Below are 15,829 nucleotides of genomic sequence, written 5' to 3'. Positions count from 1 at the left end.
TCCCCAGTCCCCAGTCCCCAGTCCCCAGTCCCCAGTCCCCAGTCCCCAGTCCCTAATCAGTCCCTTCAAGCAATTTATGGGCTGCAAGTAGTGCTTGATATACTTGTGTAAAACCAGTACCACCGTAACTGTTGCGTGCAGCTACAACTTGACGGGGAGATATCGCCTCATAAATATCTGCTGCAAATGCTGGATGCTGTTGTTGCCACTCTTCTAACGTCAAATCTTTTAAAAGTTTACCTGTGGCAATGGAGGTTTTAACCACTTTACCGACTATATTGTAAGCTTCGCGGAAAGGAACGCCCCGTGATGCTAAATAATCTGCAACATCGGTGGCGTTGGAAAAGTCTTCTGTTACTGCTGTTGCTAGGCGCTGAGTACGAAATTCTAAGCCCTCTGTTAACAAAATTGTCATAGCTTCTAGGCAAGCTATGACTGTGTTAACGCTATCAAATAGACCTTCTTTATCTTCTTGCAGGTCTTTGTTGTATGCCAAGGGTAAACCCTTCATAATCACCAACAAAGCTTGGAGATGCCCAAATACGCGTCCCGTTTTACCCCTCACCAATTCGGGTACGTCGGGGTTTTTCTTTTGGGGCATGATGCTGGAACCAGTAGCACAGCTATCTTTTAGGGTGACAAAGCGAAATTCTTCAGACGACCAAAGAATTACCTCTTCTGCAAGACGACTGAGGTGTACCATAATCAAGCTAGCAGCACAAAGGAATTCGATCGCAAAGTCGCGATCGCTCACTCCATCAAGGCTATTAGCATATATATTGTCAAATTTCAAGAGTTCGGCTGTGTAGTGGCGGTCGATAGGGAAAGTAGTTCCTGCCAAAGCACCACAACCCAGTGGCGAGATATTCACGCGGCGAGAAACATCTTGCAGACGTTCCCAGTCACGTTGCGCCATTTGAAAGTATGCCAAAAGATGGTGGGCTAAACTCAAGGGTTGGGCGCGTTGGAGGTGGGTATATCCAGGAATTAGGGTTTCTACGTGCTGTTCGGCTATATCTATTAAGGCAGTTTGAAATTCCCGCAATTTGTGGCGAATTTGTGCGATTTGGTCGCGCAGATAAAGTCTAGTATCTGTGCCTACTTGGTCATTACGCGATCGCGCGGTGTGCAGTTTTTTACCCACATCGCCAACAATTTCTGTCAATCGCCGTTCCACTGCAAAGTGGACATCTTCAGCATCGATACCAGGGTGAAATTTTCCTTGGCGGTATTCTTGGCGAATTTGTTCTAAACCTGCAATTAGCTGCTCTCCTTCTTCAGGGGAAATAATACCCGTATGAGCAAGCATTTTGGCATGGGCCCAAGAACCAGTGAGGTCATACTCAATTAATTCAATATCAAAATTTATACTAGCGTTAAAACGAGCGATCGCCGGATGTAACGCTGATTCAAATCGCTGACTCCAAGTTTGTTCTTTGGTCATAGATGAGGGACTGGGGATTAGGGGTAATGAGGACTGGGGACTGGGGGAGCAGGGAGCAGGGAGCAGGGGGAAGATTACACATACATCTCCCCCTTGCTCCCCGCACCCTGCTTCTCTGCCTCTTTTGATTTCCCCATTCCCACAAACATCAACCGTAGCTGGTAAGATTCCGAATGATATAGCCAATGACCAAACCAATCAATAGGGCCCAAACTTGACCTGTTTGGACAAAGTGACTCCAAGTTTTTTGAATTTGGCCTACAACGTTTGGATCGTGAATTGTTTGGGCCAGCCAAGTTAAGTTTACAGGCAAATGCCAAAGTAACTGAGATATCAAATCACTGTAGTAGTTCATACATAATTCTCGAAAAGACCTTTATGTCATAACCTCTACTTGTAGAACATGTCCAGTAAAAAACTACTGGAAATCAAAGCTATTGAAAGCAACTATCGTACCGCTACTTGATAAAATCCTCTTATGTTTGATAATGTATGCAAATTTCTTGTAGAAACTTTTGCCAGTGATTTTGCCACCTGGCTATTAGGGGAACCCATAACTTTAACTAAGTTAAGTCCCTCCGAACTCTCTCTAGAGCCGATTCGTGCTGATGCATTAATACTACTTCAATCCGATGAAGTCGTACTGCATCTGGAATTTCAAACTCAGCCTCAAGCAAATATTCCTTTTCGGATGCTTGACTACCGCTTACGCGTGTATCGCCGTTTTCCTCACAAGCGAATGCACCAAGTGGTAATTTATCTGCAAAAAACTGATTCAGAATTGGTGCATGAGACTACATTCACCCTCGAAGAAACTATTCACCGTTTCCAAGTTATTCGTCTTTGGGAACAACCAACAAACGTATTCTTACAATGTTCAGGATTGTTACCATTTGCAGTATTAAGTAATACAAAAAACCGTACTGAAACATTAAGGCAGGTGGCTCAAGAAATTTCTAGCATTAGCGACCAACGTATCCAAAGTAATGTCACAGCATCAGCGTATATTCTCGCTGGGCTAGTATTAGATAAAGATATTATTCAACAGTTGCTGCGAAAAGAACTTATGCAAGAATCAGTAACTTATCAAGCACTCAAAGCTGAAGCTAAGGAAGAAGGTCGAGAAGAAGGTCGAGAAGAAGGTCGAGCCGAAGGTCGAGCCGAAGGTCGAGCCGAAGGTATTGAAGAAGGCGTTCACCGTGTTGCGATAAATCTTTTACGCGAGGGAGTATCTGTTGATGTGGTAGCGAGAGTGACAGGGTTATCGGTAGAACAGATTGAGCAAATTAAGATTACAGAGGTTGACTCTTAAAGCGTACTCATTTCTAGCTCAACCTCTTTAATTTATCCGCTGTCCGTAAAATTTGCCCTGCTAAAACTGCTGCACCGAAGCCATTATCGATATTCACAACCCCTACTCCCGCAGCACAAGAGTTAAGCATTGTCAATAATGGTGCTAACCCACCAAAACTTGCGCCATAACCGACGCTGGTGGGAACAGCAATCACGGGACAATCTGCCAAACCAGCTACGACGCTGGGTAAAGCACCTTCCATCCCTGCTACGACAATCAACACAGATGCTGACTCAATGATGTGGCGATTATTTAGTAAACGGTGAATTCCGGCAACGCCGACATCCCAGAGGCGTTGGACTTGAAAACCAGATAGTTCAGCGGTAACTGCTGCTTCTTCAGCTACAGGTAAATCGGCAGTGCCGGCAGAGAGAATACTAATTATACCTGCAAATTGGGGTTCAATTACCAAAGGAGCGATCGCACAAATTTTCGCCAACTCATAGTACCGCAAACCTCTAACCTTTTGTTGCACTGCCGCGTAAACTAGTGGTTCAATGCGAGTCGCCATGACTACTGAGTTACGCAGGCGCATCACTTCCATAATTTGAGCGATTTGCTCAGAAGTTTTGCCAAGGCCCCAGATAACCTCGGGAAAACCAGTTCTGAGGCTACGGTGATGGTCAATTTTGGCAAACTCACCTACAGGTTCATAAGCTAAGTCTTTGAGTTTGCCTAATGCCACATCTGGCGTTACATTACCATGGGCAACCGCTTCTAGAAGCGATCGCAAAGCTTTTTCTTCGGTCATTTTTCATTTTTCAGTTATTAGTTATCAGTTGTCAGGCTATTCACTGACGACTGAACTCTTGACTAATTAGTTACTTTGAGTTCGTAAAGATTCCAGAATGGGCCACCTAGAGCATTGTACTTAATGCCGGTGAAGCGATCGCGCACGGCTTGCAGGTTCAACCGCTCTACTAAATGGATAAACGGTAACTGTTCCGAGGCAATTCGCTGATATTCGTAATAAATTTCTTTACGTTTGTTTTCATCCAATTCCTGTGCGCCTTTAATGTAAAGGCGATCAATTTCCTTCTCCCAATCAGAAACTTCCCAACCAATTAACGGTGGATCTCCAGGTTGTGGCCCTTGATTAAATGCGTGAGATGCACCAGCAATTCTCCAAATATTACTAGCGCTGTGAGGGTCAATACCACCACCACCAAACCCACCAAGATAACAATCCCAATTTTGAGTAACTTTCAACTTCTCTATGTATGCATTAAAGCTCATAATTTGCAAGTCAACTTGAATCCCAATTTTATCTAGATCCTGTTGGATTTGCGCCGCCATATCACCTCTAACTTTGCGTTCCGAATTTGTTAAAAGTGTAAATCTAACTCGGTTACCATCTGCATCTAAAAGCTGATTTTGAGCATTATATTTAAATCCGGCTTGCAGAAGTAATTGCTTAGCTTTCTCTGGATCGTAATTATAAACTCTTAATCCTTTTTCTGGTGGCAGGAAATATGGAGTTTTGACATAAACGAATGAGTTTTGTAATTCTCCTAATCCACGAAAAGCATTTGTTTTCATCGTTTCGCGATCAAGAGCATAAGCTATAGCTTGGCGGAATTCTTTTTTGTTGAACCACTTAGACTTGATGGAGTCTACCAAAAACTTACCCTGAGCATTCTTTGCCTTATTAAGATTGAAAGATATAAAAGTTGTACCTGTATCCGGGCCACCATTATAAATTTTAAACTTAGCTCGTTTTTCCTCCCGTTTCAGCAAACTAAAACCTTCTGGAGCTACTTCTAAATCATCCAATTGTCCAGAGCGAAAACTAATCAATTGGTTATCAGTTGATTCAATAATTTGCCAAACAATTCTCTCAATATAAGGCTGAGGATTACCTTGAGCATCTTTACGCCAGTAATAGGGATTACGCCGGAATATCACTCGCTGACTGGGGACATAACTTTCCATTACATAGGCACCATTCCCCACAATTTCTGTTGGCTTAGTGCCTGTTCCCCACATAGAAATAAATTTGGGATTACCGTCAGATCCAGTTGTCCTAACTGCTTCTTGTAGAATATGTGCAGGCAAAATATCTATTGCACCTACTAATCTCAAAAAAGGAGAAAAAGGTTCTTGTACAGTAAATTTAACTCGCCGAGTATCCAGCTTTTCTACTTTTGGTAAAGTTTCCTTTTCGCCAATTTTTAAAGCATCTTTAGTAGGAGTAGGAATTTTGGGATTAAGATAAACATCGTTGTAAGTAAAGACCACATCATCAGCCGTCATTGGCTTACCATCTGACCATTTCAATCCTTCTCGGAGGGTAATGACAATCTGCTTTTGATCCTCAGAAATTTCCCAGGATTCAGCTAAACCAGGCTCTAATTTGGTAGTGAAAGGATTTGTCACCATTAATGAGTCATAGAGAAAGCCAAAAACGCTGTATAAAGTCTCATTTAATGCTGAGTTAAAAGTCGAAGGCTCGCCTAAAACAGCGGTGATTAGTTGCGGTACTTGCGCTGCTTTAACTTTAAATCTAGCTGGGTTACATGCAGCAACTGTTAAGGCTGTGACAACTGCCAGAATTATCGGTAGCCAAAACCGCTTAATTGAAGAATTTTTGTTAAAGAATTTCATAGCTGATAACTAAATAGTGAAATTAATTTGACTGAGATTGTAACCATCCAAGAAAGTTTTGTGTTTTACTGAAATATTGAATACTATTATTTTGGAGAATTTCTCTAACTTCACGCTTACCAAATTCTTTAGTATTCGCACTTAAAAATATCTTGTTTTCACTAGTATGCAAACGCGCATGATAAATTATGCACTCCAAAATCAGTCTATCTATAGCGTGTTTTGATAAAATATTTCTGTTTAAAATACTTTGTAAAATATCATGATTTAATGTAATCATTTCCGCTTTATTAGATAAATTATGAAAAGTTGCATAAAAACGTTGCTCAATTTCGTTAGTTCGTTTATTTAACATTACTTGACATTGCCTTAACCGAGAAACTAATCTTTTGGCATTTTGCGAAATTTGTTCTCGTTCTGCTTCGTTAATTTGAATTTTTAACCTATGAAGAAAGTCTAGATTATATTTTTCTTCTTGTTCGAGCGTTGTCATAGCTTCTACATAACATATGCTAGGTATCACTAGATGAATTGAGGATGGTGTATTTTTTAGTAAGTCTTCTGCTTGTGGGTCTTGACCTTTAGCAATTCCCATTAAAAAATTAGTTTCAATGTAAAGTATTGCCACTAGAATTTACCTAAACTTGAATAGCACCACCCTCTAAGCGCTGTAATAGACCGATATCTGCTATCTCTTTCGATGCTGGTGGTATTTCTGAGTCCCAGTGATAAGCTAAATCACTTATCCAGGCTTCTGTTAAACCTGTCAAATAAAGACTAAACACTTGTATGTTGTTAAAATCTGGCTCGTAGTGACTCAGTATATCAGCTGTGTTAAGACTGAGAATCGGGTCTGATAAATTTTTCCCATCCCACATAAATATTTCAATATTTTCTATATATACAAGCATTGCAAAGGGGACTAATGTTGTTGCTGCTTGCAGGTAATCAATCAGTCGCCAGATCACATTATTTTTCAATTCTGACTTTTTCAAGTCATATGGAAAACCTTCAACTTCAGCTATCAGAACAATTTGTCCGTCTTTATCTAAAACGGCCAAATCAGGACGATCTACTTTTTCTAAGTTGGTAGCTAACATTTTTTTATCTGACTACATTAACTTTGGTGATCTGTAAGCAAGCTTTAATTTCCATCCTAACGATCGCTAACTAACTTCGCTGATGTAGTAAAGAAAAGTTACTCACAAGCTACTAGCAAAACTACAGCATAAGCACAGATACCTTCTTCGCGTCCAACGGGGCCTAGTTTTTCATTTGTTGTCGCTTTGATGCCAATTTGATTTGGTTGTAATTCTAAAACAGTGGCTAATTTGTCGCGCATTTTATGGATATGAGGTTTTAATTTTGGGCGTTCTGCTACTACTACCGAGTCAATATTTCCTATTTGCCAGCCTTGCTCTAGAATGAGCTGATTTACTTGAGTTAATAGCATTAAACTGTCTGCTCCTGCCCATTGACGATCGCTAGGTGGAAAATAATGACCAATATCCCCCAAAGATAAGGCCCCTAGCATAGCGTCCATAATCGCATGAGTTAGCACATCCGCGTCACTATGCCCCAATAAACCGAGTTCATGGGCAATTTGGACTCCACCTAAAATCAAAGCGCGATCGCTCACCAAGCGGTGAATATCGTAGCCGTTACCAATACGAATTTTAGTCATTTGTTATTTGTTATTTGTTATTGGGAATTGTCATTTGTTATTAATTATTCTCCGCGTCCCCCTTCGGGTGACGCTCGCAAGCTCGCTAACGCTGCGCTAACGCAGTCGCCTGCGGAGGGAAACCCTCCTTTACTCGCTGTCTCACCGCGTCCCCCCATCTTTGCGTCTTCCCCAGTCCCCAGTCCCCAGTCCCCAGTCCCCAGTCCCCAGTCCCCAGTCCCCACTCCCCAGTCCCCAGTCCCCACTCCCTACTCCCCACTCCCTACTCCCCCCGCTTCTCCTGTTCCCATTTTTCCAGGAGATCGGGACGGCGATCGCGTGTTCTTTGGATTTGTTGTTCGTGACGCCACCGGGCGATAGCGGCATGATTTCCAGAGAGCAATACTTCCGGTACTTTTAAACCGCGAAAATTGGCTGGGCGCGTGTATTGGGGATAATCCAATAAACCCTCCTCAAAACTCTCTGCTGTTAGGGATTCTTTTTTGGCCACAGTTCCCGGGATCAACCGCACAACACCATTAATTAAAGCCATGGCTGGGATTTCCCCACCTGTGAGAATAAAATCACCCAAAGACACCTCACGCGTTACCAATTGCAATACCCTCTCGTCTACTCCTTCGTAATGCCCACAAATTACTACTATTTGGTCATAATCAGTTGCTAATTCTCGCAATAAAGGCTGATTAATTGTTTGCCCCTGTGGACTCATTAAAATAACTTCCTGGCGGGGTAACTTAGGTAGTGATTCGACAGCCGCAAAAATCGGTTCTGGCTTCATCAGCATCCCTACACCGCCACCGTAGGGTTCATCGTCTACTTTTCGATGTTTGTCAGTGGTAAAGTCCCGTGGGTTAATCAGATGCACTTGAGCAATCTGTTTAGCCAAGGCTTTAGCCATTAAACCAGAACTCAGAACAGAGGTAAAACAGTCAGGAAAAAGCGTAACTATATCAAAGCGCACAGTTATTCGTATTCGAGGACACTAATCTTAAGTTGAATGTCTAGCAAACACCAGAAGCCATTGTTAGGTATAACTACGATAAATTTTATCAATAGTATCTAAAGGTACCAGAACTCTTGGATTTTGGTGGAATCAAAAGTTTTTCTAATTACTTAATTTATGTTTAAATATTGTCACAACTACATTTAAATTAATAATCTGAATAAAGTTAACAACTTCCAGGATGCATCGAGCCAGCCTCAGAAAAAACGTGTCAAGGTCTGCTTGCCCCAATCACAGAGGGGAAAATTGGTGCCAAATTTCTCTAAGGAAACGAACATTTTCTATCCTACGAGCAGATTGATGCTAACCGATTCTACGAGCAACCGCCTTGTAGATATTTATGGGAACACTTTTGACAAACCGGAATGGCTTCGCCAAACCGACAACAGCGGAGGATACCTCCATACAAAAGTGTCTTCCCCCAGTCCCTCAACCACTACTTTGCCGAACTGGCAAAAGTGGATAGGGAAATAACAAGGCCCTAGCTTTGGGGATCAAGCAACGGACACATGAACAATGAGGCATCGTATGCGTCAAGCAAGAAGTCTAAAGTGGTACAAGCATCCACTACAAACTTCAAAAAAGTGTTCTCCCGAAAAACCAAAGCGCAAAAATCACCAGGTAACTGAACCTTTTTAAATTCACACGCCATTCGCCACAAGCCGGGAACCCGTCTTCAGCGATGGCTCCTGAAGTTGTTGACAGGAGAAACACAATGCCGCAACTAAAAGCTAAATCGCTGGAAATGAGGACACCCCAAGCAACTAAAACCGCCGTCCTGGTTATCGGAGGCGCAGAAGATAAAGTTCACGGACGCGATATTCTGCGAACTTTTTTTGGTCGTGCTGGTGCTAGTAAGGCCCATATTACAATTATTCCATCTGCATCTCGCGAACCCGCTATCATCGGTGGTCGGTATATTCGGATCTTTGAAGAAATGGGTGCTAACAAAGTTGAAATCCTAGACATTCGTGAGCGGGAACAGTGTGAAGCCTCCCAGATTAAAGCATCCTTAGAAGCCTGTAGTGGAGTTTTTTTGACAGGAGGAGACCAACTACGCCTTTGTGGTGTATTGTCAGACACGCCAGCGATGGAAATTATCCGGCAACGGGTAAGGGCTGGACAACTGACTCTCGCAGGTACTAGTGCAGGTGCAGCAGTCATGGGTCATCACATGATTGCTGGTGGTGGTAGTGGTGAGACGCCAAATCGTTCTTTAGTCGATATGGCTACGGGTTTGGGATTTATCCCTGAAGTGATTGTTGACCAGCACTTTCACAACCGTAATCGTATGGGGCGACTGATTAGCGCGATTGCGGCTCATCCTGATCGTTTAGGTATTGGAATTGATGAAGATACTTGTGCAGTATTTGAACGGGATGGTTGGTTACAAGTCATGGGTAAAGGTAGTGTCACAATTGTTGATCCCACAGAAGTCACCCACACTAACGAACCACATGTCGGTGCTAATGAACCACTCACCGTCCATAATTTACGTTTGCATATCCTCAGTTATGGCGATCGCTTCCACCTGTACCAGCGGACTGTACTGCCTGCTGTACACCGCATCTCCAGCTGACGGGATAGAGTATCTGAGGGTACACTGAGTTGACCGCACACTGATTTCTTGTTGGCGAACAATCACAAGAATACCATGTAAAAAGAAAAAACTGTTTGCTGTGAACAGTTTAGCGGTCAATTCCAGTAAGAAACTAGAATTTTGGTTCCGAATCTCCATCTACCCTATTCCCATGAGAATCCTCAAGATCCAGACTTTACGCGGCCCTAATTACTGGAGCATTCGACGCCACAAGCTGATCGTCATGCGCCTCGATTTAGAAAACCTTGCCGAGACGCCCTCGAATGAAATTCCCGGCTTTTACGAAGGATTAGTTGAGGCACTGCCCAGTCTGGAGGGTCACTATTGCTCCCCTGGCTGTCGCGGTGGTTTTCTGATGCGGGTGCGAGAAGGCACCATGATGGGCCATATCGTAGAACACGTAGCTTTAGAACTCCAAGAATTGGCTGGAATGCACGTGGGTTTTGGGCGTACCCGCGAAACCGCCACCCCCGGAGTCTACCAAGTAGTGGTTGAGTACCAAAATGAAGAAGCCGGACGCTACGCTGGACGAGCAGCGGTGCGACTATGCCAAAGTATTGTTGATCGAGGTCGTTATCCCAAGGCAGAATTAGAGCAAGACATCCAAGACTTAAAAGACTTTTGGCGTGATGCTTCGCTAGGCCCCTCTACAGAAGCAATCGTCAAAGAAGCAGAAAAAAGAAGCATCCCTTGGATGTCTCTGGGAGCGCGCTTTTTGATTCAGCTAGGCTATGGCGTCAACCAAAAGCGGATGCAGGCAACCATGACCGGCAACACGAGTATTTTGGGAGTAGAACTAGCTTGCGACAAAGAAGCCACCAAACGTATCCTCGCTGCCGCAGGTGTACCAGTACCCAGAGGTACAGTAATTAACTTCTTGGATGATTTAGAAGAAGCCATTGAATATGTTGGCGGCTATCCCATCGTCATCAAACCGCTAGATGGCAATCATGGAAGAGGTATCACCATTGATATTAGAACCTGGGAAGAAGCTGAAGCCGCTTATGAGGCTGCTAGACAGGTTTCCCGCTCAATCATCATCGAGCGGTATTACGTCGGGCGAGATCATCGAGTACTAGTAGTAGATGGCAAAGTAGTAGCAGTTGCCGAACGTGTGCCAGCTCACGTCGTTGGCAATGGCAGATCTACCATCGCTGAACTGATTGAAGAAACCAACCAAGATCCCAATCGTGGCGAAGGACATGACAACGTTTTAACCAAGATTGAATTAGACCGCACTAGCTACCAACTATTAGAAAGACAAGGCTATACCCTCAATAGTGTACCACCCAAAGGTACAGTTTGTTACTTGCGGGCAACAGCAAACTTGAGTACAGGCGGTATTGCTGTAGACCGCACCGACGAGATTCACCCAGAAAATATTTGGCTGGCACAGCGGGTGGTAAGGAATATTGGTTTAGATATCGCCGGATTGGATATCGTCACCTCAGATATTAGCCGTCCTTTGCGAGAGGTCGATGGCGTGATTGTAGAAGTTAATGCTGCCCCAGGTTTTCGGATGCACGTTGCCCCCAGTCAGGGTATTCCTCGCAACGTTGCGGGTGCAGTCATGGATATGCTGTTCCCCAATGAACAATCCAGCCAAATTCCCATCCTCAGCGTTACGGGCACTAATGGTAAAACTACTACTACCCGCCTGCTTGCACATATTTATAAACAGACTGGGAAAGTAGTAGGCTATACAACTACAGATGGAACATACATCGGGGATTACTTAATAGAATCTGGAGACAATACAGGCCCCCAAAGTGCCCACCTCATCTTACAAGACCCCACAGTAGAAGTTGCAGTGTTAGAAACAGCTCGTGGTGGTATTCTCCGCTCTGGATTGGGCTTTGAAACAGCAAATGTAGGTGTAGTATTAAATGTAGCCGCTGATCACTTAGGGATAGGTGATATAGATACCATTGAACAGTTAGCCAACCTCAAGAGCGTAGTTGCGGAAGCTGTATTCCCTGATGGTTATGCAGTACTCAACGCCGACGATCGCCGCGTCGCTGCCATGGCAGAAAAAACTAAAGCAAATATTGCTTACTTCACCATGAACCATGATTCAGAATTAGTGCGAAAGCATATTCAAAAGGGAGGAGTAGCAGCAGTATATGAAAACGGCTATTTATCAATTGTCAAAGGCGATTGGACACACCGGATCGAAAGAGCGGAAAATATCCCCTTAACAATGGGTGGGCGGGCACCATTCATGATTGCCAACGCCCTAGCAGCAAGTTTGGCAGCCTTCGTACAAAACGTCACAATTGAGCAAATTCGTGCTGGGTTAAAGACATTTCGCGCATCTGTGAGTCAAACCCCAGGACGGATGAATCTATTTAATTTGGGGAACTACCACGCCTTGATAGACTATGCCCACAACCCTGCTAGTTATGAAGCTGTAGGCGCTTTCGTGCGTAACTGGACTACAGGGCCGCGCATTGGCGTAGTTGGTGGCCCTGGCGATCGCCGTGACGAAGATTTTGTTACCCTGGGTAAACTGGCAGCAGAAATCTTTGATTACATCATTATTAAAGAAGATGACGATACACGAGGACGTCCTAGAGGTTCAGCCTCTACTTTGATTACTCAAGGCATCACCCAAATTAAAACCAACTGTCGTTATGAAACAGTTTTGGATGAAACCCAAGCGATTAACAAAGCCTTAGACATGGCTCCCGACAACAGCCTAGTAGTAATTTTGCCAGAAAGCGTCACCCGCGCCATCAAATTAATTAGAGTTCGTGGTGTAGTCAAAGAAGAAACGCACCAACCAAATCCCACTACAACAGTTTTAGACTCTCAAAATGGGGTTGCACCTTCTTCCGTAATCAACACCCTACTGTAGTCAAAAAGAGGAAAGGGGGCAGGGAGTCTTAAATAATTCGTAATTCGTAATGACGCTCGAGGACTCGCTACCGCTTCGCTAACGCTAACGTAATTCGTAATGACGCGACGCTTCTGTGTCGCTACCGCTGACGCTCGAGGACTCGCTACCGCTTCGCTAACGCTAACGCTAACGCTAACGTAATTAAGTTTTGTAATGGGTATTTAGCGCAAAGTCACTCTTTGGGTTTCCTCCGAACTGACGGCAGTTGTTCATGGGGGAAACCACGCCATCTTACAAAGTTAGGCGGGACGGAAACCGACACTGCCTACTTTGCGCTTTTTACTTTTGCTTTGTTCGGTCAAAAGTTTTTAAATCTTGATGCTTGACTGTTGACTGTTGACTCTTGACTATCGTTGTTCATCTTCTGTGTTTGTTTCTTCACTGGGAGTTTTCAGTTCTTCCTTAAAACCTCGTAGGGTTTTGCCTAGTGCGTTTCCCAACTCAGGGATTTTTTTCGGGCCAAAAATTAGAATCGCAACAATAGCAATTACACCCACTTCTGGCCATCCTAGTCCAAAAAGCATATAACTTACCTCTAAAAGTATCTGTAATTAACTATAGACATACATGGGATGCAGGGAGATGTGGTTCTCTGCGAAACGCTACGCGTAGCCTGCTTAAGCTTAGGAGTAAGACTTTACGGTAGTTAAATCTTGACTTCGCTCGATTACCGCGTAGCCGAAACTCACCAACCGGGAGATGAGGGAGAAATTTTCTTTGCGTCCCCCTTATGGGTTCGCCAGTTGCCTACAGAGGGAAACCCTCCCGCAGCACTGGACTCACCACGTCCCCATTCCCTATTCCCTAGTAACTGGTATACCCAACCAATCGCTTAATTCATGAGCTAACCATTCCAGTTCTGTTTCCGATTGAATACCGCCATTATCACCACCAATTTGATATTTTCTGATTCCTGCCCAAATATCTAGTTGTGCTGGGACTCTAGTTTGGCTGCCATCAGAGTCTTTTGTAAAGTGTTTGGGAACATAAACTAGCTTGATAATATCTTCTCTGGGTGATGAACGGGAACGATGAAATTCTATTCCCCAGAATTCCGAAGTTAAGTTTATTTGCTGTTGATTGAGACGTAGGCGGGTACAGCCAAATAAAGCAAAGAAAATTCTATACACCATGGACAAACCAATACCCCAGAAAGGAAGTGAGAATAAAACAAAGGGAATATTGATGGGAAAAGGAACAACAAGAGCGCCAAGTGTCCAGGTGGTAATAAACGAATTCCAAGCAAGTGCAAAAAAACCTGTGAATACCATTGAAAGTTGAAAACCAACTGGTGGAATGAGAATTTCCAGTGATTCCCCATTTTTGGTTAGTTGAATTTTGCTACCAGCTGGTTTGCCAACAGTTAAAGAAGTAGTATTTTGAAATAACTGTTGATCTAGAGCTTTTATTGCTTCAACAGCAGAACTAAAACGCTTTTCTAAACTGGGTTCGCTCATCAAGCTCAACCAGCGTGTAAAAGTTGGAGACAAATGAGCCGCCATTTGCCCAAATTGAATGCGGAAATCCTTTTGGGGTAAATCGGCTGGATGAGTACCCGTTATCAGGTAAATTAAGGTTGCGCCTAAACTATAAATGTCAGAAGCAGGAACGGTACGTCCACCAAATTGCTCCGGTGGCATATAACCATATGTTCCCACTACTGTTCGAGTACCACCTTCGGCGGCGAGGGCTGTCTGTACCGAGCCAAAATCTATCAAATAGACTTGACCAACACTATTACCAGAACGCTCTTTTAATAAAATATTGCTAGGCTTAAGATCACGGTGGATGACAGGCGGATGCAACCCATGTAAGTAGATCAGAATTTCTAAAAGTGCTTGAGCTAGTTGTTTGACTTCCGCTTCTGTAAAAGTCCGCCCAGCTTGTAAGTATTGCTCTAAAGTTTGCGCTGAGATATAAGTTTGTACTAGGGCAAATCCTTTAATTGCGGACAAATTTACCTCAAAATAGTCTAAATAGCGAGGAATTGAGGGATGTGATAAAGATTTTAAAGTTTCGGCTTCCCGCTCAAACAGCTTGAGATCATCCCATTCAAAATCACTGCCAAAAGAGAGTAATTTGACAACAACTAACTCCTGAGTTTTCAAGTCACGAGCTACGAAAGTTCGCCGTCCAGCCTTTTTGCCCAGCTGTTGCTTAACTTCATAGCGATCGCCTAAGATTGCTCCAAGCATTATGATTTCTGATAACGCTAAGTTTGAAATTCTTCGACAGCTTATAGCTTGTACTTTGGCAAGCCGATATCTTTAGTATAATTGCGTAGTTCTACCAAATAGGGGAAGAAAGAATTATTTGAGTAATGAAGGTAAATTCTTGAAAATAGCTTGGAGCAAGCCTTTTCCCGTGTGTATTAACTACGAATTACGAATTACGAATTACGAATTACGCATCAGTATTATATGCCTTCCCAACTTTGGCCTTACATTACTCCTGGTATTCCTGATGAATTATTTGAGCATTTGCCAGGAATTCCTTTAAGTCAGCGAGAAGTTCGACTGCTGTTGATTGCTCAACTACGACTCCAACCTGATTCCGTGTTGTGGGACATTGGCGCGGGTACAGGTACTATTCCGGTAGAGGTGGGGTTGCTGTGTCCTAACGGACGGATTATTGCTGTAGAAAGGGATGAAGAAGTAGCCAACCTCATCAAGCGCAACTGCGATCTTTTTGAGGTCAACAATGTTGAGGTAGTTGAAGGTAGTGCGCCAGAGTGTTTACATGACCTGAAAATTGCCCCCCATCGCGTTTGTATTGAAGGAGGACGACCGATTCAAGAAATTTTGCAAGCTGCATGGCATTATTTACCACCTTCAGGCCGGGTTGTCGCCACAGCTGCTAATCTAGAAAGTCTGTATGCTATTTCCCAAAGTTTTTCTCAATTAAGGGCTAGAAATATAGAAGTTGTTCAATCTGCGGTCAACCGTTTAGAAACGCGCGGATTTTCGCAAACCTTTACCGCTGCCGATCCCATTTTCATCCTCAGTGGTGAGAAACTAGACTAAATCTAGGGAGTGGGGAGTGGGGAGTAGGGAGTAGGGAGTGGAGGGATGAGGGAGATGTGGTTCGACTTTGCGGTAGTTGAATCTCGACTTCGCTCGATTGCCGCGTAGCCGAAACTCACCAACCGGGAGGTGAGGAGGGGAGGGAGAAGAATAAATTATTATGAATTCCCCAGTCCCCAGTCCCCAGTCCCCAGTCCCCAGTCCCCAGTCCCCAGTCC

14 protein-coding genes and 1 pseudogene are annotated in these 15,829 nt (G+C 43.8%); 4 read left to right on the top strand and 11 right to left on the bottom strand.

The features are described from left to right. Positions 1 to 52 precede the first annotated feature (52 nt). Together argH and AC5JMF_RS21600 are read right to left on the bottom strand one after the other, a co-directional pair. Positions 53 to 1,444, bottom strand: coding sequence for an argininosuccinate lyase (gene argH, locus AC5JMF_RS21605; protein ID WP_495797765.1), 1,392 nt, complete (start codon positions 1,442 to 1,444; stop codon positions 53 to 55). Between the two features lie 148 nt (positions 1,445 to 1,592). Further along, positions 1,593 to 1,799 (bottom strand): hypothetical protein, encoded by a 207-nt coding sequence (locus AC5JMF_RS21600; protein WP_495797764.1) that lies wholly within the window; start codon positions 1,797 to 1,799, stop codon positions 1,593 to 1,595. A gap of 123 nt (positions 1,800 to 1,922) precedes the next feature. Here AC5JMF_RS21600 and AC5JMF_RS21595 point away from each other — a divergent pair, with 123 nt between their 5' ends. Then, positions 1,923 to 2,756 carry an Rpn family recombination-promoting nuclease/putative transposase gene (locus tag AC5JMF_RS21595; protein ID WP_495797763.1) on the top strand — a complete coding sequence of 278 codons (834 nt, stop codon included), beginning with the start codon at positions 1,923 to 1,925 and terminating at the stop codon, positions 2,754 to 2,756. A 13-nt stretch (positions 2,757 to 2,769) separates the two neighbouring features. On the opposite strand, the gene larB is transcribed toward AC5JMF_RS21595, so the two are convergent. The 6 genes from larB to trmD all read right to left on the bottom strand — a co-directional run bounded on the left by larB (position 2,770) and on the right by trmD (position 8,047). Then, complete coding sequence (gene larB / locus AC5JMF_RS21590) at positions 2,770 to 3,549, bottom strand: nickel pincer cofactor biosynthesis protein LarB (RefSeq protein WP_495797762.1); 780 nt, start codon at positions 3,547 to 3,549, stop codon at positions 2,770 to 2,772. Positions 3,550 to 3,611: 62 nt separating this feature from the next. After that, positions 3,612 to 5,402 carry an ABC transporter substrate-binding protein gene (locus AC5JMF_RS21585; protein ID WP_495797761.1) on the bottom strand — a complete coding sequence of 597 codons (1,791 nt, stop codon included), beginning with the start codon at positions 5,400 to 5,402 and terminating at the stop codon, positions 3,612 to 3,614. 22 nt (positions 5,403 to 5,424) lie between these two features. After that, positions 5,425 to 6,030 carry a PIN domain-containing protein gene (locus AC5JMF_RS21580; RefSeq protein WP_495797760.1) on the bottom strand — a complete coding sequence of 202 codons (606 nt, stop codon included), beginning with the start codon at positions 6,028 to 6,030 and terminating at the stop codon, positions 5,425 to 5,427. A gap of 10 nt (positions 6,031 to 6,040) precedes the next feature. Beyond that, positions 6,041 to 6,502 carry a hypothetical protein gene (locus AC5JMF_RS21575; protein ID WP_495797759.1) on the bottom strand — a complete coding sequence of 154 codons (462 nt, stop codon included), beginning with the start codon at positions 6,500 to 6,502 and terminating at the stop codon, positions 6,041 to 6,043. A gap of 98 nt (positions 6,503 to 6,600) precedes the next feature. Further along, the gene (gene ispF / locus AC5JMF_RS21570; RefSeq protein ID WP_495797758.1) at positions 6,601 to 7,086 is read right to left on the bottom strand and encodes a 2-C-methyl-D-erythritol 2,4-cyclodiphosphate synthase; all 486 of its coding nucleotides are present in this window, start codon (positions 7,084 to 7,086) and stop codon (positions 6,601 to 6,603) included. A gap of 262 nt (positions 7,087 to 7,348) precedes the next feature. Further along, entirely contained in the window at positions 7,349 to 8,047 is a 699-nt protein-coding gene (gene trmD / locus AC5JMF_RS21565) for a tRNA (guanosine(37)-N1)-methyltransferase TrmD (RefSeq protein WP_495797757.1), read from the bottom strand. A gap of 757 nt (positions 8,048 to 8,804) precedes the next feature. Between trmD and AC5JMF_RS21560 the strand changes: the two genes are divergently transcribed. Beyond that, entirely contained in the window at positions 8,805 to 9,668 is an 864-nt protein-coding gene (locus AC5JMF_RS21560; RefSeq protein ID WP_495797756.1) for a cyanophycinase, read from the top strand. Positions 9,669 to 9,840: 172 nt separating this feature from the next. Beyond that, positions 9,841 to 12,546 (top strand): cyanophycin synthetase, encoded by a 2,706-nt coding sequence (gene cphA, locus AC5JMF_RS21555; RefSeq protein ID WP_495797755.1) that lies wholly within the window; start codon positions 9,841 to 9,843, stop codon positions 12,544 to 12,546. Between the two features lie 389 nt (positions 12,547 to 12,935). Here the strand turns inward: cphA and tatA are convergent, their stop codons facing one another. Together tatA and AC5JMF_RS21545 are read right to left on the bottom strand one after the other, a co-directional pair. Beyond that, entirely contained in the window at positions 12,936 to 13,112 is a 177-nt protein-coding gene (gene tatA, locus AC5JMF_RS21550; protein ID WP_495797754.1) for a twin-arginine translocase TatA/TatE family subunit, read from the bottom strand. 273 nt (positions 13,113 to 13,385) lie between these two features. Then, a complete protein-coding gene (locus AC5JMF_RS21545) occupies positions 13,386 to 14,783 on the bottom strand; it encodes a serine/threonine protein kinase (protein WP_495797753.1) in 1,398 nt (465 codons plus the stop codon). A 225-nt stretch (positions 14,784 to 15,008) separates the two neighbouring features. Between AC5JMF_RS21545 and cbiT the strand changes: the two genes are divergently transcribed. After that, on the top strand, positions 15,009 to 15,611 hold the full coding sequence (gene cbiT / locus AC5JMF_RS21540) for a precorrin-6Y C5,15-methyltransferase subunit CbiT (RefSeq protein WP_495797752.1): 603 nt from the start codon (positions 15,009 to 15,011) through the stop codon (positions 15,609 to 15,611). Here the strand turns inward: cbiT and AC5JMF_RS21535 are convergent. Continuing rightward, positions 15,603 to 15,829: pseudogene (locus tag AC5JMF_RS21535) on the bottom strand (hypothetical protein); the annotation flags it as partial. The gene cbiT and the pseudogene AC5JMF_RS21535 overlap by 9 nt on opposite strands.

This window comes from Desmonostoc vinosum (assembly GCF_059505385.1).
This window is presented reverse-complemented; position numbering and strand designations above follow the sequence as displayed.

Bases quoted from the DNA above. Each gene is read 5' to 3' on its own strand.
- cphA (WP_495797755.1), top strand. From the start codon at position 9,841: ATGAGAATCCTCAAGATCCAGACTTTACGCGGCCCTAATTACTGGAGC.
- AC5JMF_RS21560 (WP_495797756.1), top strand. From the start codon at position 8,805: ATGCCGCAACTAAAAGCTAAATCGCTGGAAATGAGGACACCCCAAGCA.
- tatA (WP_495797754.1), bottom strand. From the start codon at position 13,112: ATGCTTTTTGGACTAGGATGGCCAGAAGTGGGTGTAATTGCTATTGTT.
- AC5JMF_RS21575 (WP_495797759.1), bottom strand. From the start codon at position 6,502: ATGTTAGCTACCAACTTAGAAAAAGTAGATCGTCCTGATTTGGCCGTT.
- larB (WP_495797762.1), bottom strand. From the start codon at position 3,549: ATGACCGAAGAAAAAGCTTTGCGATCGCTTCTAGAAGCGGTTGCCCAT.
- cbiT (WP_495797752.1), top strand. From the start codon at position 15,009: ATGCCTTCCCAACTTTGGCCTTACATTACTCCTGGTATTCCTGATGAA.
- ispF (WP_495797758.1), bottom strand. From the start codon at position 7,086: ATGACTAAAATTCGTATTGGTAACGGCTACGATATTCACCGCTTGGTG.
- argH (WP_495797765.1), bottom strand. From the start codon at position 1,444: ATGACCAAAGAACAAACTTGGAGTCAGCGATTTGAATCAGCGTTACAT.
- AC5JMF_RS21595 (WP_495797763.1), top strand. From the start codon at position 1,923: ATGTTTGATAATGTATGCAAATTTCTTGTAGAAACTTTTGCCAGTGAT.
- AC5JMF_RS21545 (WP_495797753.1), bottom strand. From the start codon at position 14,783: ATGCTTGGAGCAATCTTAGGCGATCGCTATGAAGTTAAGCAACAGCTG.
- AC5JMF_RS21600 (WP_495797764.1), bottom strand. From the start codon at position 1,799: ATGAACTACTACAGTGATTTGATATCTCAGTTACTTTGGCATTTGCCT.
- AC5JMF_RS21585 (WP_495797761.1), bottom strand. From the start codon at position 5,402: ATGAAATTCTTTAACAAAAATTCTTCAATTAAGCGGTTTTGGCTACCG.